Genomic DNA, 19,342 nt, shown 5'->3' with positions numbered 1-19,342 from the left:
AGGTTGGTAATTAGTTTAGTTTGTGTTTAATTTCAAATATTACTTTTTCAATTTTTTCATTTAAAGTTATTTCTCTTTCTATTCTCAAAACTTTGCACTGTAATAATTTGATCCAATTATTATGAATTCTTAATGATCTCCCTTCAAAATTAGGGTTTTCATATTGATTCGCCCAGTTTAAGAAAGCTTTTGAATTTTGTTGAATCTCTTTGTCTTTTAGAATCTTTTCTCCGTATCGTTCTTTTTCTCTTTTATAAAGACGATCCATTCTTTCTTTATTATTAAGGCGAATAAATACCGCAAGATCAAATGATGTTAGCCATTCTTTTCCCCAACTTACCAATGAACCACTTACAACAACATTTTCATACTTTTTGAAATCTAACTTTAGTTTTTTATTCCGTTCGTTTCGTGGTACTTTTTTCTGGAATGGTGGTTCTGTTTTTTTCCAATAGTAATCATCAAGATCTAAATGAATAAAATTGGCGTGTTTTTCAATTTCTTTAGCTAAGGTGGTTGTTCCAGAACCTGATGCGCCAAATATTAATATTTTCATCTATCTAGATTTTGTTTTAAATAAAAGAAGTCCAATTGATAATATCCAAGCAGCTATACTAAAAGTAAATATTCTAAAACCGGTTAAACTCGTAAACACAAAATCTGTTCCCCCTCCTATAATAGCAAAAATTGTAATAAAAATTCCTAAATTTCCAATCCATTTTGGGTACTTGTTTTCTGCTAAAATAATAATAGAATATACTAGAATGGCTATACAACAGGCAACTATAAAAATATAATCCAATGGAATATTTAGAGCAAAACCATAGTTTATGATTGGTTGTAAAACTTCTAAGTTCTCTTCTGTTTTAGTAGCATATTGATTTAGGTAATGAGGTAGAGTGAGTCCATTAACAAGGGCAGCAAACATAGCAGCAATCAAACCAAAAGAAATGATTATAAATGCAAGAATGGATAATTTCCATTTGTCTAAAAGTGCTATTGTTAAACCATAAAATCCAAATAGTACTATTGGTAAACTGAGAATAGCTAATGAATGAGTAATACGGATCGATTGAGAGATTTTTATAATGTGTTCAATATTTCCACCTGCAGGATGGAGGATCATCGTGAAGATAATTAGAATCGCTCCTGTAATAAGAGCAATACCAGTACTTTTATAACTATAATTTTCCATGTATTTGATTTTAATTGATACTATCAAATATCTATGGTTTATTAAGAAAGATCACTTGATCGTAATCAAGAAATTAGGTAATTCGTTTTCGTACTCGGCTTAAAGTTTCGGGTGTTATTTTTAGAAAAGATGCAATTACTTTTTGAGGAAATTTTTGAAGCAGAAGAGGTTTGTTTTTCAGGATATATGCGTATTTCTCATCAGGAGTATTATTATTGTCGAAAAAAGAAATTCTAGCAGTTGATTCTTCTAAAACTTTACCAATTTGAAAAAATGTTGGAGATATTGCTATTAATTTATGTATTGCATCTATGGTTAGTTCATATACAGCACTATTTTCGTACGCCTGAATTTCAAATTCCGAAGGTTTTCGACCAGTAAAGCTTTTATGATCAATAACCCAATCATTTTGTATTCTTAAATCAATTATATTTTTATCTAAATTGGTATCCATATAATATTGATAAAAACTTCCAGAAATAACAAAGTATAGAGAAGAACAAACCTCTCCTTTATTTAGTAAAAACGCGTCTTTTTTTAGCTCTTTATATATAACTTCATTTTGTAGCAATGATGATTCTTCATCAGAAAACTTTCCAGCTTTATTTAAAAACTCTAGAATAGATGTATCCATTTGCTTTGTGTTTTTCTGAATATAAAGATTACCTAATTAAAAATCCTATTATCAGTATACCATGAAGATGATATTTAATCTACAGGCTGTTTAAATTTTAATGACTCATTTCCATTAGTGATAACAATAGTATATGTTCCTTTTTTTAAACCTAGATTACAGGTTTCTTTAGATGATTTTACCTCTGTAATATCTATAGGTACTGCCATATTTATATTTTCACCTTCTTTAAAGGCTAGAACCATAATAGGAAATTCAATTTGAATTTTTTCTAAATTGATAGTAACATTCTGATTCCCATTTTTAAACAACCAGTCCGGTCTATTGTTGATATACGTTGATGTAGGATGGAAAATAGCAATATCTGACCAAGCATCACCTTTTTTATGTTTTAATGGTTTTCCTTTTTTATCAATAATAACAGAGGATTCTTTAATGTCCAAAGCGTTTAGAAGAGGGAAATTATATTCAGATGTACTTTGTTGACTATATTTTACTTGATTTATTGTCAATGGATCTATTCCTGTGTATTCTGTTAACCTTCCTGCCATTGCTTTTTCCCAATAGTCATAATTTCCTTCTAATGCATGATCATATCCACAATGAATTAGAAATTTTTCATTTGGTTTCGCTTCTATAGCTTTTTGGATATTTTTTGCCTGATCAATTTCTCTGGGTTTTCCATTGGCTTCTTCATTTTTCGTTTCGTAAGGAAAAAGAGTATATCCGATCTCTAGCGCTTCTCTAATGAGGTTACCAAATTGAGGATCTTTCGTATAATAACCAGTTTTTTGTATTGGATATTTTCTAATATTATTAAGAGAATCTAAATCATCCTTGTATGATAACGCTTCAAGCCCTAAGTTTTTATATCCCAAATCATATAATTGTTTTAGAAGTGATTTTGTAAATGAACGATGAAAAGAATTATGGTGAGCTTCATTTATTATGATCACTTGATTTTTTTCCGCTTGTTCTAAAATATAATCATTAGCATTAACCTTAGTATATTTTTGATTTATAGAATCTACTCGATCTTCGGTAAACCCTTTTCGTTTTATTCCCATTGCAATATCCCATTGATTCATTGCATTTTTATAATCTCCTTTAGTTGCGTATTGGGAAGCTGCTATTTGATATTTCCAAGAAACAGTATCTTTAGCTAATTGAGATTCTATTTCAGAAGAAAACATATATTTTGTTTTAAAATCGACCTGTTCGATTATTTTTTCTTCTTTACAAGAGGTGAAAAAAACAACTGCAATTAAAAGATGGAATGTTGCTCTCATAATGGTCTTGGTTATATACTATTTACAAAATCGATAAAAATCTTTTTGTGAAGGTCAAGATCTAAATTAGCAGAAAGAGCGACTCGAACTATATAATCCTTATCACCTTCTTTAGTAGTTCCTTGGGTAGAAGTAGCAGGTATTGTCCAATAACACCCTTTTAGTTGACCATAACTAACACAAAATTTACTTTCATCAGGAATCTCATTGATCATTAGATTGATTAACTTAAGATTCAATGCTCTTTTATATGTTTCTTTTTCATCGTCAGTATCACCTTTAGTAGGAAGATCTAAAGAAAATACAGAAGGAGTAAACCCTTCATTTGCTAATTCTGAAGATACAAAATTGATTTTTGCATATGGTAAATTATTCTCGATAAAACTAACGAAATCACGAGTGTTTTTATAGGCATCAGCAATTCTTTGATTCATAGATGGTAATTGCTTTGCTAATATTTCCATTTGTAGATCAGTAGCTTGATTGTCACAAAGTCGTAAATGTAAGTCTATCTTTTCTAATAAGCTTGCGGATTTGTTATTAGCTACACAATATCCTGCAGTACATTTACCACCACTAGGAAATTTTGATCCACTAACATAGGCAATAGCTCTAACCGAGGACAGTATTTCATTTTCTCCTAAGAAATGAACATTAGGGCAAAATGTTTGATCTAAAATAAATACTGGATCAATAGCAGTTTGACCATCGGTAGTTTTACGTTCTTTACTAAGAACTGCTTCTAATTGAGGAAGATCTGGAACTTCAACTCTTGGGTTTGTTGGGATTTCTGCAATAATATATGGAACGGCATCTTGTTCTGCTATTTTATTTAGAACTATCTCAATACTTTGCACCATATCCTGACCACCATCTACAGGTAAGTCAACTATTTCGATCATATCACTACAAGCAGCAACACGTCTAGCTTGATCATTGGTTCCTCCATAACAGTTTGGAGGAACTACAATTTTTATAGCTTTTCCTTTATGATGTTCTAATGCGTGATCCACCAATCCCATTACAATGGCATATTGCATGGATAGCCCGCTAGATCCAACAAGACCTTTTGCCTTAGTTCCAGTAATTTCTTTTATAGTATCTAAAACAATAGTTTTGTTTTCGTCAATTTTACTATTTAAATCATTAGAAAAAGACTGTTGGGTTAAACTTTTTAGAAAAGCTAAAGTGTTCGCAGGTGTCATCGCGATAGTTTCTCTTCTTCTTACATGCTGAATTTCTGATATATATTCTTTATTAGTGTCTTTGTTTATTAAAATAACACTACCTAAATTATGATGAATGTTTACAAAAAAGTCAATATTAGTTTGTAAATCAAATTGTGTGAGATCATCCTGTTGGGAAACAAAAATTGTACTTCCATTAAACGCTGTAATCTCATCAGTATTTTCTATTTTTTTAAGATCAAATTGATATCCATATACGGTTTTTAGTATATCGGCATCGAAACAGTTAGGTAATTGATCAGTATATACAATTTGCGTGTTTTTACAAGCTAATAAGTTTGTTCGTAGAACAGCCATAATAGGAGTTGTCATAGACGAAAAACTAATTATATTTTCTGAACTTAATTTGTGTAGTTTAGCAATAGTCCATTCTAAAACACAAGACAATGGGTGCCCTAATCTAATATAGTCATATGCTGTTGGTAGTTCATGTAGTGAAGATAGTTGTGCGTCATTATTATTAAACAGAAGTTCAAAACCTTCTAGGAATTGATCTTTAGCCAATGCTTCATTATAGATATCTAGTCGATGTGTTGTTAAATTCAACCAGTCTGCAGGCATATTTTTTACTACCTCTTTTATATAATTTAATATGTTATTGTCTTGCATGATTTTTACCTTTAGAAAGGTGGGTAATATACATTAAATAGAATTTTTTTTAAACCTTTTTATTCTATTGTTTTTATTGTTGGTTATATGAACTTGGTTGTGAGATTACATCTTATTTTTTTAAAGGTGTATTCATCCAATAGTCTAATAGGTTTTGAGGAGTATTTGTTGGGTGGATGTTTTTAGAAATTGGTTTTGTTTTAATCATAAATAATTGATTAGTATTCTTTTCAGTATTGGTGCTAAGCTCTTGAACGAAAAACTCTCTAAATTGATTGTAAGAAACAGATTCTTGTTCATGAACTATATTCCCATAAATATCTTGCACATTTTTAACTTCTATGGATACACCTTTACTACTTAATTTATCAATAGATTGTATCATTTTTGGATGAAAAAAAGCTTTTTTGTCTTCAGGGTAGAGGTATATGCTATTCTTTTTTACACTAACACTATCAATTTTTAACTTTATTTCTTTATACCATAATCGATAATTCTTTTTTTTAAAAGCATCTTTCGTGGATACAGAATTATTAAAAATAAGTTCAAAACGTTTTCTTTCATGATTGATTTTTGCAGTTACGGGCTTAAACTTTGGTGGTTGTAGAACTTCAAAAGCATTATTAAAAGAGATGTAATTAGGATACATTAACCCTTTGTTTGACCTATATGCTACAATGATTTCAAAAAGTAATTTGCCTTGATTTTTTTTAGGAGTTTTTGTAGTGTTAGATTGTTGTCTATCATACACTGCATATTCTAATTTGTAAATTTTATAATCTTGTTTACTTACATAAATTTTACTCTCTACTTTTATATTTTCCTTATTTTTTGAAACTTTAATGGCATATAAAGGGATATCGTCTATAAAAGTTTCTGGTAGAAGTTTAAGTCTATGATTTTTAATTAGATCTTTATTTAAACGATTTACAAAGTCGTACGCATTAATATTATAGTTTCTAATTGCATCGTGTAATCTAAGAATAGTATATTCATTTCCTCCTTGACCATCTAAAGTCGCATTAGAAATAATCTTACTTCGATTAATGTAGTCATATGGTTTTGAAGCAACTGTATCTTTGGGGAAATCTGTATTGTTTTTATAGGAGAATAAAGTTGTCTGCGTATTTTTAAAATCCTCAGTTCCAAAACCTTGATCAAAAACTTTCATTATGGCTTCGTTCATATTTAAATAATGACCATCTTTTACTTGATAATCCCGATAATAGCCAACATAAGAATATGGCGAAAAAGGATAATTTTGTGGAATTCTATCAATGGCAGTTCGAATGATGCTTCTAGCACTTTTTCTTTTCTTCTTTTTTGAAGTTACAACTTTTACTTCGTCTAATAATTCTATTTTTTCCAATAGCCTTATTAAGTTAATCTGATTTGTTTTAAGGTTTGATAAAGGTATTTCTTTCGTTAAATATCCTATAGAAGATATCACTAAAGTATCAGCATTTTTCTTAAAAGTATAAGGGATTCTAAATCCTCCATCTGCGTTAGAGATTAGACCTCTTTTTTTGTTTTTAATCAAAACCGTAGCAAAAGATATTGGAGTTTGATTTTTAGCATTGATTAGTTTGCCATCAATAAATGAATCTTCTTGACCCAAAAGTTGTATTGACTGGGTTATGAGAACAAATACTAAAATATGATATGTTAGTCTAGTAACTTTATACATTCTATTTGTTCTTATGTTAGTTAAAAAAGCTGTTTGATAAGAAAACTGTTTGCAAGATTAATTCTTTATCAGATCCTTATTTATAGGAATTCTTCTATGAGTTTCATCCTTAGTTACTAAGTAAGTATATAATTAGTTATTAGTAAAATGTCAAGGTGCTTTTAATAATATTTTAAGATTCTAAAATAGTATTAGTTGTAATTTTCTCTAAGAATTTGAGAGACTAATGCTTTGGTTATTTTTTTTCCAGTAGTTTTAGTTCGTAACATATCAAATGAATATCTAAAGTCACAACCGTTTTTGAATTCACTACAGCCGTAAGCAGTTTTCCCTTTCAGGATGTGTCCTTTTTTACATTTAGGACATTCCATTTGATCAGGTGTACTGGTCGTAGTAGCTGATTTTGTCTTTTTCTCTTCTAATATAATCCTAAAATGATCATCAAAACGAAGTAGACCTTCTACAAGTCCGCTTTCTGATTTAAAACCTTTTAAGTTAACAGTACATCCTTTTTTTACTAACCTGATATATTGTTTTTCGGATATTTTTTTCCCTAAATAGGTAAATGGTAGTTGAAAACTACAGCCATCTTTAAACGCGCTACAACCATAAGCAGATTTTCCTTTTAAGATTTTTCCTTTTTTGCATTTAGGGCAAAGCTCTTCTATTATTGTCGAAGTCTTTTTAGTTTTTTCTGTATTCGTTTTTTGCGTTTTTTTATCGGCTGTATAAGATATATTAGCTCTTGTTTTTTCCGTTCTTACTTCATACACCAAATGGTCCACCATTTGTTTCATATTTTTAATGAATGCTCCTGCATTAAAAGAACCTTTTTCAATTTCTTTTAGCTGTTTTTCCCATCTTCCTGTTAACTCAGCAGAAATAAGTAGTTTATTCTGAATAGTGTCAATAAGCTGAATACCTGTGCTAGTTGGCAAGATTTGTTTTTTATTACGTTCAATATATTTACGCTTAAATAGCGTTTCGATAATATTTGCTCTTGTAGATGGTCTACCGATACCATTTTCTTTCATAAGCTCTCGCATCTCATCATCATCCACCTGTTTTCCTGCAGTTTCCATAGCTCTAAGTAAGGTAGCTTCTGTAAACTGTTTTGGGGGTTTAGTTTCTTTTTCGAGAAAAGTAGGTTCATGAGGTCCTTTTTCTCCTTTTGTAAAAACAGGAAGAATTCCAGTTTCTTTTTTATTAGGAGCATTTGGATTCTCAAAAACTACTCGCCATCCTTTGTCTAAAATAACTTTGCCTGTGGTTTTAAAAGAAACTGAATCAGCTTTACCGATTACCGTAGTATTAGCTACTTTACAATCATCATAAAATACTGCAATAAAACGTTTTGTAATAATATCATATACCTGTTTTTGATTATACTGCAAGTTTATTTGCTCACCAGTTGGAATAATAGCGTGGTGGTCGGTTACTTTTTTATCATTAAAAACTTTTGATGATTTTTTAATCTTTTTGTCTAATAAAGGTTTAGTTAATGCGCTGTAATCGGTCAAATTTCTTAAGATGCCAGGAACTTTTGGGTATATGTCATTTGGCAGAAAGGTAGTATCTACTCTTGGGTACGTAACAACTTTTTGTTCATACAATCTTTGTACAATTTTTAGAGTTTCATCTGCAGAAAATCCGAACTTAGTATTACAATATACTTGCAATCCTGTTAAATCAAATAACTTGGGAGCATATTCCTTTCCATCTTTTTTAGTGATAGAAACAATTTCAAAATCATTTTTTTTCACTTTATTAGCTAGTAATTCGCCATCTTCTTTTTTTAAGAATCTCCCTTCCTCATAACTAAATAAAGTATCCCGATATAAGGTTTGTAATTCCCAATACGGTTGTGGTATAAAGTTTTGGATTTCTTTATATCTATGAACAACCATCGCAAGACTAGGAGTTTGTACTCTACCGATAGATAATACTTGTTTGTAACCTCCGTGTTTTACTGTATACAATCTGGTAGCATTCATGCCTAATAACCAGTCACCGATGGCTCTAGAAAAACCTGCATAATATAAGTTATCATATTGTTCAGAAGGCTTGAGATTATCAAACCCTTCTTTAATTGCTTCTGTAGTTAATGATGAAATCCATAATCGCTGTATTTCTCCAGAATATCCTGCTTGATTGATGACCCATCGTTGTATGAGTTCTCCTTCTTGTCCTGCATCCCCGCAATTAATTACTAGACTTGCTTGATCAAATAAAGATTTAACGATGTTAAACTGTTTCTGAATTCCTTGATTATCTACAACTTTAGTTTTAAACTTTTCTGGAAGCATTGGTAGATTATTAAGATCCCAACTTTTCCAGTGTGGTTTGTAATCATTTGGCTCAAACAAAGTACATAAGTGCCCAAAGGTATAGGTAACAGCATATCCATTTCCTTCATAATAACCATCACGTTTTGTATTAGCTCCTAAAACAGTAGCAATTTCTCTAGCAACACTTGGTTTTTCGGCTATACAAACCTTCATTAATAGATATTTCTTGTTCGGTCGAAAATTAAGAAATTTTTATATAAAAACGATAGTAATGGTAATTGAGTATATCACGTTTTAGTATACCAGAATCACGATCTTGATAGGAAATACAATGTATATCAGTCAAATTTGTAGAAAACCAATACTCATATGAAAGCAACAGGATTTAATAGAAGAAAATTTTTACAATTAGGAAGCACCTTAGCAGTAGCAAGTACTATTTCTCCAATATCTTATGGAGCCACTTTATTAGACAAAAATGATGTAAAACCATTAGGAAATGATGAGAATATTAGGTTATTTTCTAATGAAAACCCTTATGGACCTTCTCAAAAAGTATTAGATGCTATCACCAATAACACTAATCGAGTAAATAGGTATGCATCGTTTCATTCGTATTCTACAGACACACTAAAAGAAAAAATAGCCAAAATCAATGGAATTGAAAAAGATCAAGTGATTTTTGGTCATGGATCTTTTGAAATATTATGTATGTTAACCAGAACATTTGGACAGCAACGAGATGGTATTATAGTTCCTGCGACTACATTTAATGTTACTGCTGCTTTCGCTGATAGAATTTTTGATCACAAAGTAAAGAGAATACTACTTACCGATGGAATGGATATTGATTTAGAAACTACTAAAAAAGAAATAACTAAGAACACAAAACTTGTATATATATGTAACCCAAATAATCCAACCGGAAAATCACTACCAGCGGCTAAGCTAGAATCTTTTTGTAAAGAATTAGCTACTACCAATTGTACTATTGCTATTGATGAGGCTTATATAGAATTAATGGAATCTTCAAGAAGACCAGATACTATTGAGTTATTAAAACAAAAATATAATGTATTGATTATTAGAACTTTTTCTAAAGCATTTGGTTTAGCTGGTTTACGGGTTGGATATGCAATGGGATTGCCCGAAACGATAGCAAAGTTGAATCATGATTCCTATACTTTTAGCGGATTGATCGGTAACCCTGGGATTGTAGCCGCAATAACTGCTTTAGACGACATTGATTATGTAGATGAATATAGAAAAAAGAATGTAGAAGTAAGAACGTATATGGAAAGTAGCTTAAAAAAAATGGGCTTGAAATATTTAAAAAGTGACACTAACTTTATGTTGATAGAAGTAAAAGATGTTAAACGATTAAAAGAAGAATTAGTGCCATTTGGGATTGCCATTTTTCCGAGTGGAGGAAAACATTATCCAACTTGGGCACGTATAAGTATCGGTACTTTGCAGGAGATGAAAATATTCTTTAATGCTATAAATACTATGAATTGGTTAACATCATAAATCAATAAAAATATTCATTGTGTAATAAAAGAGTTTGAAATCTGAAAGAGTAACAATTTTTAAGAAGCAAATAGCCGTTTTTCTATCAAATTACTATGGCGTTTTTAAAGATTAACAAGTACATTTGTTAAAAATTGTTTTGAATGGCAGGAAATACATTTGGAAATCTATTTAAGGTAACCACTTTTGGAGAATCTCATGGAGTAGCAATTGGAGGAGTAATTGATGGATGTCCTTCTGGAGTAACTTTAGATCTAGAGGCGATACAATCAGAATTAGATCGTCGTAAACCAGGTCAATCTGCTATTGTTACGCAACGTAAAGAACCTGATACTGTAGAGTTTTATTCAGGAATATTTGAAGGTGTAACAACAGGAACTCCGATTGGTTTTGTGATTAAAAATGCTAACCAAAAATCTAAAGATTATTCGCATATAAAAGATTCGTATAGACCTTCTCATGCGGATTATACTTATGATCAAAAATATGGTCTTCGGGATTATCGTGGAGGTGGACGTTCTTCTGCCAGAGAAACTGCTAGTAGAGTAGTAGCAGGTGCTATTGCAAAGCAAGTGCTTTCAGGAATTTCATTTAACGCATATGTAAGTGGAGTAGGATCAATAAAGTTAGATAAATCACATACGGAACTTGATTTTTCGTTGACAGAAAGTAATATTGTTCGTTGTCCAGATCCTCAGAAAGCAGAGGAGATGGAACAATATATTAAGCAAATTAGAAAAGAAGGAGATACAGTTGGTGGATTGGTTAGTTGTGTAATATCTGGTGTTCCAGTGGGATTAGGAGAGCCTGTTTTTGATAAGTTACATGCAGAGTTAGGTAAGGCAATGTTATCCATTAATGCAGTAAAAGGATTTGAATATGGTAGTGGTTTTGCAGGAGCAGAGTTAAAAGGAAGCAAGCATAACGATTTGTTTAATTCGGATGGTACTACCAAGACCAATCTTTCTGGAGGGATACAAGGTGGTATTTCTAACGGAATGGATATTTACTTTAATGTCGCTTTTAAGCCTGTAGCGACTATTATGCAGGATCAAGAAACCATTGATAAGGAAGGGAATGTTGTAAATATGCAAGGAAAAGGAAGACACGATCCTTGTGTAGTACCTAGAGCAGTGCCCATTGTAGAGGCAATGGCAGCCTTAGTCATCGTAGATTATTGGTTAATGAATCGTACGATCAAGAAGTAAGCTTTTAAAATATAAAGTTAATGTTGCGGTAATCTTAATAAGGTTACCGTTTTTTTGTTTTTAATTTATATCTTCGACTTCTTGTATTCAAAAAATTAGATAATTCACATGAAGAAACTAGCATTGCATTGGCAAATAATGATCGGAATGATCGCTGGAATATTATTCGGGTTTTTAATGACACAGTTTTCCTGGGGGAAAGGATTTACAGGAGATTGGATAGCTCCTTTAGGTACAATTTTCGTTAATCTATTAAAGTTAATAGCTGTTCCGTTAATTCTTGCTTCTTTAATAAAGGGTATTTCTGATTTAAAAGATATTTCTAAGTTTAAGAAAATAGGAGGAAGAACAATAATAATCTATGTTTTAACTACCGTTATTGCGATTACTATAGGATTGTTATTAGTTAATGTGATGAAACCTGGAGATGGAATTACTCCAGAAACTATAGAAAAATTAACCAACGAATATGCTAGCAGTTCTAAAATATCTGAACGTATTGCCGAGGCCGGAAGACAAAAAGAAAGTGGTCCTTTACAGTTTGTTATAGATATGGTTCCTCAGAACGCAGTAGCGGCTATGAGTAATAATAAACTGATGCTGCAAGTAATATTTTTCGCTATTTTCTTAGGGATTAGTATGCTACTTATTAAAGAAGAACAATCAGATCCTTTAAAAAAGTTTTTCGATAGTTTAAATGAGGTTGTTTTAAAAATGGTTGATTTAATCATGCTCACTGCTCCGTATGCTGTTTTTGCATTGTTGGCAAATGTGGTTGTTACTTCTGATGATCCAGATATATTATTAGCATTATTGAGGTATGCAGGAGTTGTAGTATTTGGATTAGCGCTAATGATTGTATTTTATAGTATTTTGGTATCCGTAATTACCAAAAAATCTCCTTTATGGTTTTTAAAACAAATCAGTCCAGCACAATTATTAGCATTTTCTACAAGCTCTAGTGCGGCGACATTACCAGTAACCATGGAAAGAGTAGAAGAGCATATTGGTGTTGATAAAGAAGTATCTAGTTTTGTACTACCAGTTGGTGCTACTATTAATATGGATGGTACAAGTCTATATCAAGCAGTAGCTTCAGTATTTATTATGCAAGTGTTATGGCCAGAAGGGCTTACATTTAGCAACCAGATCACTATTGTATTAACGGCATTGTTAGCATCTATTGGTTCTGCGGCTGTTCCTGGAGCAGGAATGGTTATGTTGGTAATCGTATTAGAGGCAATTGGTTTCCCGTCGGATAAACTTCCTATTGGTTTAGCCTTAATCTTTGCTGTAGATCGTCCATTAGATATGTTGAGAACTACTATCAATGTAACAGGAGATGCTACTGTTTCTATGATTGTTGCAAAATCCGTTGGTAAATTAGGGGATCCTAAGGTAAAAGATTGGGATGATCATTATCAGGGATAATAAAGAACTTTAGAATTTATTTGTTATACTTTTTCTAAAATTGAATGCTTTTTCTTATTAATAGGATTGGTAGTTTTACCTTTATTGAAAATTGAGCAATTAAGGTACTATGAATGAAAATATATTCTTAGACGAATCATTGGAAAAAGTATACAATCCTTCAGATTTTAGAGAAATAGGTCATCAATTAGTTGATATGCTAGCTGACCACCTCAGTCAGGTGCAATCGAATAGAGAACAATCTGTTATTAAGTTTGAAGATCCAGAAAAAGAATTATCATATTGGAAAGAAGATATATCTTCTGATACTAGTATAATGGATTTTTATCAAAAAATTCTTGATAGATCTATTCATGTGCACCATCCAAGGTATATGGGACATCAAGTAGCGGTACCTTCTGTAATAAGTAGTTTATCTGGTTTAATGGTTGATGTTTTGAGCAATGGAACTGGAGTCTATGAAATGGGAATGGCTTCTAATGCATTAGAAAAAATAGTTACTGATTTTGTTGCAGATAAGATTGGATATGGAGCTAATTCGTCTGGTTTTCTTACTTCGGGTGGTACATTAGCTAATTTAACAGCTTTATTAGCTGCTCGAAAAGCAAAAGCACCAGGTTCGGTTTGGGAAGATGGACATAATCAGAAATTGGCGGTATTAGTTTCTGAAGAAGCACATTATTGTATCGACCGTGCAGCTAGAATATTGGGATTTGGTTCAGAAGGAATAGTAAAAGTTCCTGCCGATGAAAATTTTAAAATAAATACTTCTTTATTAGAAGAGTATTTAAAAAAGGCAAAAAATAAAGGATTAACAGTTATTGCACTTGTTGGATGTGCTTCTTCTACATCTACGGGTTCTTATGATGATTTAAATGAATTAGCATCTTTTGCTTCAGAACATAATTTATGGTTTCACATAGATGGCGCACATGGTGGAGGAGTCGTTTTTTCAAAAAAATATAGGCATTTAGCAAAAGGAATTGAAAAAGCAGATTCTGTAGTAATCGATTTCCATAAAATGTTACTGACGCCATCATTAAATACAGCATTAATTTTTAAAGATAGTCAAGATTCTTATAGAACTTTTGAACAGAAAGCGCAATATCTTTGGGATTCTCAGCAATCAAGGGAATGGTATAATTCTGGTAAAAGAACTTTTGAATGCACAAAACTAATGATGTCACTAAAAGTATATTCTAATATTAGAATGTACGGGAATGACATATTCGAAAAGAATATCGATCGGTTATATGACTTAGGAAAAGCCTTTTCAAGAATCATAGAGAATAGAGAAGGATTTGAGTTATTAATATACCCTGAAGCTAATATTGTGAATTTTAGATATACTAACATATCAGAGAATGATCTTAATTCGTTCAACTCTAAAATAAGAGAAGAACTGATTTTATCTGGTAAATTCTATATCGTACAAACAATGATAGGAGAGGATCGTTATCTAAGAACTTCAATAATGAATCCTCTTACAACTGAAGTAGATTTTAATGCTTTGTTAGATGAAATAGAAAAAATTGCTAATCCTATCCTTGGTTAACTTATTACTCTTAAGACGCAACCAATTTATAAGTATTTCATCTATTAAGAGAATTAACTAATTGATAACCGGGTATAAATTTTAGTTTTTTCACTTTTAATAAACTAAAAAAATAAACAGATGAGACACTTTTGTATTGTATTGCTTTCGATTATCCTATTCAGTTGTAGTAATGATGATGATAATAATGCCCAGTCATCAACAATTGCAGGAGCTTGGAACTTGGTTAAGGTTTCTGGTGGAGTTACAGGAGTGGATGAGGATATAGAAAAAGGCCTTGTTGTATGGGATTTTAATGAAACTACAGGAATGGTGACTATTAATAATACGATTACTGATTCATCTTTTAATGTATTATTGGATTCAGGAACTTATACCTATAGTATTTCTGCTCCGGCGGATGCTGATATTCTTATTGTTAACGAAATAGTTGTAGGAGGTATTAATTTAGAAAATACATCATTTACCGTAGAAGAAACATTTGAAGATGGTTTTTCATTTCGTTTTGAGAGATAGTTTTATAAACTAGTTTTTATCCTCTAAAAAACAAAAAGAGACATAAGATTTCACCAAAATTTTAAGAGCTATTGTATAGCTCTTTTTTTATGATTTTATATTAACGCTATATTTTTTGATTTAAATATATGTATCTAAATACTTGTTTATTAGTATATTGTGTTTTGTTTACGGTTATTATATATTAAAAAAGGGGGAAAACCCCTATATGATTTTTAGCTAAAGTCCCCTTAATTTGTGCGATAGATAAGTATACTTTTGAACCACACATATTAATAAACTTAAAAAGACTCATTATGAAACGGCTTTTTCTACCAGTAGCTTTGATCTCATTTGCAGTAATATGCCTAAGTATAGTGCATATTGATAATGTAAACAAGCTTGATAAAGAATATAATCAGCTAAGAGAGAAACACCAAATTGATGATAATTCTGATATCGATACAACGATAGAAGAGTTTGATGTAAAATGAAGAGAAGGAAAGGATACGTTACAAACTAATAAACAAGAGGGAACTATTACTTCGGAACTGAAGGAATAAAAGGGAAAACAAAAAAAGTAACGGATAACCACCAATGAACTGTCTTATCTATTTATAGTAAGGCAGTTTTTTTATGCTATATACCTTTGATTTTACCGTTAAGTCTAGGACAAATCCCTATTTAAATGATGTTTGGTCGATGCTTCTAAAAACGTTTTTTTGATAAGTACAATCACTACAATAACGAATTCTAATTGAATTGCTACGAATTCTAAAAGACGAAGGTGAGTAGGGTGTAAACATGATTACTTTTAAACCGTAATTAAAGGATGGTCTTTTTTTGCTCCCAAGTTATTTTAATCCCAAAATAAAATAGATATGAAGCAATTGTTATTACCGGTAGTTCTTATATGTTTTACAATATTCTGTTTAGGATTTGTGCATATTGACAATATGAATGAACTGGCTAAAGAAAAGAGTGAATTAAAAAAAATCGAGAATCAAGAAATACTTTGATTTTCTAAATTATATTTTAACCGATTTAATCAATAAATAGGGCTTTAAGTTCTGGAGTTGGAATTACACAATTATCTCTTTTGCCAAACCATTTATATCTGTTTTTAGCAATAATATCATAAAACCAATCTCTTAGAATCTTCGGAAAAATAAGAAAAACAGAAAGTAACGGATAACCACCAGACAGCCGCTTTGCAATTTGTAGAGCGGCTGTTGATTTATGATAATATGCTACAGATGGTTCGATAAGCAGAATAGTATCTAACTTTGACGTATCTACACCAATCTCTGAAGCCAATTTTTTACCTATATCACTTTGTAACGATGCATATCTAAAAACATCATTCTTATCTCTTTTGATAATGAAATTAACAGCACCATTACATAAGTTGCAAACACCATCAAATAGTATAATCTTCTTCCCTTCAAAATTCATATTAAACAAAGATAAGGACGAAATATGACTTCTAACTATGGATTATAATTTCATTAAGAATCTGACTTACTTTAAGATAATAGAATCGATAACTTCTTTGGTTGTGATTTGCAGATTTTTTGGTAACAAGTTATCTTTAGGAAGTACCGCTAAATACCGATCATTATTAGAATCAAAAACTTGTTTAAATATTGGATCTTCAAATTGGAGCATATCACAGATTTCTTTTATAAGATCTAAGTGATAGATAAGATCAGTACTTCCTAGATGAAAGATGCCTTTTTTACTTCTATTAATTATGTAATGTAATTGTTGTGTCAGTTTAGAAATTGAAGTAGCATTTATAATAACGTTAGGAAAAACTTCTATCAAGGCTTTAAGATCATATAATGTTCTAAGTTCTTGTACACGTGGAGTACTAGCTCCAAAAATCATAGGTATCCTAGCGATTACGTATTTATGAGTTGGTAGTCGCATCAATGCATTTTCAATTTTTATTTTAAATCTACCAAAAACACTTTCACTTAATGTTTTATCATATTCATAAGAAGGATAATTACTAAACGTGTCAAATACATTTGCACTGGATAAGAATATCAATTTAGATTTATTTTTCTTGATCCAATCTATAATTCTATGATGTGCATCGACTTGAGAGTTAAAGTTCCCTCTAATAGCAGAAACAATGATTGTGGGTTTAAGATTATCTAATAATATTGAGATATCTTCTAATTCCATATCATACTGAAAGAATTTTTGATTCTTTTCATAAAAGGGATTATCCGTATGATATGTACCATACGTATCAAAATAAGAATTAAGCTCTTTATATAGAGCGTTTCCTATAAAACCACTGGCTCCTATGATTAGAATTTTTTTCAATACTACGTTATGCTAAAAAAGTTAAGTTTCAAAGATCACTAAACTCTGTAATCTTGAAACTTAACTTACCTTTTATTATTGTTATAAAATAATTATCCTTTGTAAAAAGGTAATTTTATTACTGTTGCTGGAATTGCTTTTTTACGAACCTGAATATGAATTTTACTACCAGGAGAAGCAAAAACTTTAGGAACATATCCTAATCCGATTCCTTTTCCTAAAGAAGGGGACATCGTACCAGAAGTAACTATTCCGATGATATTTCCATTACTATCTACAATATCATAATCATGTCTTGGAATTCCTCGTTCATCTAATTCAAACCCTATAAGTTTACGTTCTGCACCATGTTCTTTTTCTTTTGCCAATGCTTCTGCGTTTACAAAGTCTTTACTAAACTTTGTAATCCAGCTTAAACCTGCTTCTATAGGTGATGTTGTGTCATTGATATCATTACCATAAAGGCAATATCCCATCTCTAGACGCAAGGTGTCTCTTGCAGCAAGACCAATAGGTTTAATTCCGAAATCAGCACCAGCTTCAAGTACTTTATTCCATATTTGTTGTACTTCAGAATTTTTACAATAAATTTCAAAACCACCACTACCAGTATATCCAGTTGCAGAAATAATCACATGATCGATGCCAGCAAAATCAGACACTTCAAAGGTATAGAATTTCATTGCTTCTAAATCCACAGATGTTAAGGATTGCATTGCCTTAGCAGCTTTAGGTCCCTGAATTGCTAATAAAGAATAGTCCTCAGATAGATCTCGCATATCAGCATTCATGGTATTATGACTCTGTATCCAATCCCAATCTTTCTGGATGTTAGAAGCATTTACTACTAACAAATATTTTTCATCAGCTAATTTGTATACAATTAAATCATCTATAATACCACCTTTTTCATTAGGTAAACAACTGTATTGCGCTTTTCCATCTATTAGTTTAGATGCGTCATTAGAAGTTACTTTTTGGATTAAATCTAAAGCATTAGGTCCTGTAATTAAGAACTCACCCATATGCGATACATCAAAAACTCCCACGTCTTTGCGGACAGTTTCGTGTTCAATATTTACTCCTTCATAAGATACAGGCATATTATATCCTGCAAACGGAACTATTTTAGCACCTAAAGCAATATGAGTTTCTGTTAATGCAGTATTTTTCATAATGAATTGATTTGTAGAATTAAGAATCAAATTGACGCCGAAAGTAAAAAACTTTGCGTTGGTAAACAATGCTTTTGTATGATAAATTGTTAACTTTTTCCTAATCAGAAAGCATATAATTATGGATCTAATAATATATGATTGTATTCTCTATGTTTTTTAATAACTTTATAAAGTATCAGTAGTTAATTCACGTATTATGCCAGCAGGATATTCAGGAACTCCATTAGCTAAAAAATTAGGAATAAAAGAGGGATGTACTATTTTATTATATAATCGTCCAGATCATTATTGGAATTTGTTTTCTGATCTTCCTGATAAGATAAAAGAACTGAAAATGGCAAAAAATGAGCAAGCAGATTTTATTCATGTGTTTTGTAAAACAATAATAGAGTTAGAAAAGATTATCCCAATCTATAAAACTGCTTTAAAGAAAACAGGAATGTTATGGGTTAGCTGGCCGAAAGTAAGTTCTAAAATAACCACTGATCTTAAAAGAGAGTTGATCCGAACTCATGTATTACAGATTGGATTAGTTGACATTAAGGTAGCTGCCGTAGATGATGATTGGAGTGGTTTAAAATTTGTTTACAGAGTTTCGGATAGAAATTAATTTTAAATTATTTTTTATTGAAAAGCAACCCAATCCTACATAACGCATC

Annotated in this window: 17 protein-coding genes; 7 read left to right on the top strand and 10 right to left on the bottom strand. The window is 31.0% G+C overall.

Annotation, left to right across the window (positions count from 1 at the left end; translation table 11 throughout):
• Positions 1–10: 10 nt before the first annotated feature.
• From D1815_RS06495 to D1815_RS06465, 7 genes are all read right to left on the bottom strand, one after another.
• Positions 11–556, bottom strand: coding sequence for an AAA family ATPase (locus D1815_RS06495; RefSeq protein ID WP_118386385.1), 546 nt, complete (start codon positions 554–556; stop codon positions 11–13).
• On the bottom strand, positions 557–1,195 hold the full coding sequence (locus D1815_RS06490) for a hypothetical protein (RefSeq protein WP_118386384.1): 639 nt from the start codon (positions 1,193–1,195) through the stop codon (positions 557–559). It lies immediately after the preceding gene.
• A gap of 73 nt (positions 1,196–1,268) precedes the next feature.
• Positions 1,269–1,829 (bottom strand): Crp/Fnr family transcriptional regulator, encoded by a 561-nt coding sequence (locus D1815_RS06485; RefSeq protein WP_118386383.1) that lies wholly within the window; start codon positions 1,827–1,829, stop codon positions 1,269–1,271.
• Between the two features lie 74 nt (positions 1,830–1,903).
• On the bottom strand, positions 1,904–3,118 hold the full coding sequence (locus D1815_RS06480; protein WP_118386382.1) for a hypothetical protein: 1,215 nt from the start codon (positions 3,116–3,118) through the stop codon (positions 1,904–1,906).
• An 11-nt stretch (positions 3,119–3,129) separates the two neighbouring features.
• On the bottom strand, positions 3,130–4,974 hold the full coding sequence (locus D1815_RS06475; protein WP_118386381.1) for a PLP-dependent transferase: 1,845 nt from the start codon (positions 4,972–4,974) through the stop codon (positions 3,130–3,132).
• A 112-nt stretch (positions 4,975–5,086) separates the two neighbouring features.
• A complete protein-coding gene (locus D1815_RS06470; RefSeq protein ID WP_118386380.1) occupies positions 5,087–6,661 on the bottom strand; it encodes a carboxypeptidase-like regulatory domain-containing protein in 1,575 nt (524 codons plus the stop codon).
• A 191-nt stretch (positions 6,662–6,852) separates the two neighbouring features.
• The gene (locus D1815_RS06465) at positions 6,853–9,162 is read right to left on the bottom strand and encodes a type IA DNA topoisomerase (protein ID WP_118386379.1); all 2,310 of its coding nucleotides are present in this window, start codon (positions 9,160–9,162) and stop codon (positions 6,853–6,855) included.
• A 156-nt stretch (positions 9,163–9,318) separates the two neighbouring features.
• On the opposite strand from D1815_RS06465, the gene D1815_RS06460 reads away from it, so the two are divergent.
• The 6 genes from D1815_RS06460 (at position 9,319) to D1815_RS23580 (ending at position 15,662) form a co-directional block, all read left to right on the top strand.
• Entirely contained in the window at positions 9,319–10,479 is a 1,161-nt protein-coding gene (locus tag D1815_RS06460; protein WP_118386378.1) for a histidinol-phosphate transaminase, read from the top strand.
• Between the two features lie 143 nt (positions 10,480–10,622).
• Positions 10,623–11,687 (top strand): chorismate synthase, encoded by a 1,065-nt coding sequence (aroC, locus tag D1815_RS06455; protein WP_118386377.1) that lies wholly within the window; start codon positions 10,623–10,625, stop codon positions 11,685–11,687.
• 108 nt (positions 11,688–11,795) lie between these two features.
• The gene (locus D1815_RS06450) at positions 11,796–13,118 is read left to right on the top strand and encodes a dicarboxylate/amino acid:cation symporter (protein ID WP_027391241.1); all 1,323 of its coding nucleotides are present in this window, start codon (positions 11,796–11,798) and stop codon (positions 13,116–13,118) included.
• Positions 13,119–13,227: 109 nt separating this feature from the next.
• Positions 13,228–14,673 (top strand): aminotransferase class I/II-fold pyridoxal phosphate-dependent enzyme, encoded by a 1,446-nt coding sequence (locus D1815_RS06445; RefSeq protein WP_118386376.1) that lies wholly within the window; start codon positions 13,228–13,230, stop codon positions 14,671–14,673.
• Between the two features lie 120 nt (positions 14,674–14,793).
• Entirely contained in the window at positions 14,794–15,189 is a 396-nt protein-coding gene (locus D1815_RS06440; protein WP_118386375.1) for a hypothetical protein, read from the top strand.
• Between the two features lie 296 nt (positions 15,190–15,485).
• Positions 15,486–15,662 carry a hypothetical protein gene (locus D1815_RS23580; RefSeq protein WP_155839588.1) on the top strand — a complete coding sequence of 59 codons (177 nt, stop codon included), beginning with the start codon at positions 15,486–15,488 and terminating at the stop codon, positions 15,660–15,662.
• A 550-nt stretch (positions 15,663–16,212) separates the two neighbouring features.
• Here the strand turns inward: D1815_RS23580 and D1815_RS06435 are convergent.
• The 3 genes from D1815_RS06435 to gcvT form a co-directional block, all read right to left on the bottom strand.
• Positions 16,213–16,623, bottom strand: a complete 411-nt coding sequence (locus D1815_RS06435) for a thiol-disulfide oxidoreductase DCC family protein (RefSeq protein WP_027391244.1) — start codon at positions 16,621–16,623, stop codon at positions 16,213–16,215.
• 66 nt (positions 16,624–16,689) lie between these two features.
• The gene (locus D1815_RS06430) at positions 16,690–17,505 is read right to left on the bottom strand and encodes a sugar nucleotide-binding protein (RefSeq protein ID WP_118386374.1); all 816 of its coding nucleotides are present in this window, start codon (positions 17,503–17,505) and stop codon (positions 16,690–16,692) included.
• A 92-nt stretch (positions 17,506–17,597) separates the two neighbouring features.
• Positions 17,598–18,680, bottom strand: a complete 1,083-nt coding sequence (gene gcvT / locus D1815_RS06425; RefSeq protein ID WP_118386373.1) for a glycine cleavage system aminomethyltransferase GcvT — start codon at positions 18,678–18,680, stop codon at positions 17,598–17,600.
• A 199-nt stretch (positions 18,681–18,879) separates the two neighbouring features.
• On the opposite strand from gcvT, the gene D1815_RS06420 reads away from it, so the two are divergent.
• A complete protein-coding gene (locus tag D1815_RS06420) occupies positions 18,880–19,293 on the top strand; it encodes a DUF3052 domain-containing protein (RefSeq protein WP_118386372.1) in 414 nt (137 codons plus the stop codon).
• The last annotated feature ends 49 nt before the right edge of the window (positions 19,294–19,342 follow it).

The sequence above is a fragment of the Aquimarina sp. AD1 genome, assembly GCF_003443695.1.
Classification (GTDB): Bacteria; Bacteroidota; Bacteroidia; order Flavobacteriales; family Flavobacteriaceae; genus Aquimarina; species Aquimarina latercula.
The sequence above is the reverse complement of the archived record's forward strand: the minus strand, read 5'-3'. Positions and strand labels throughout refer to the sequence as shown.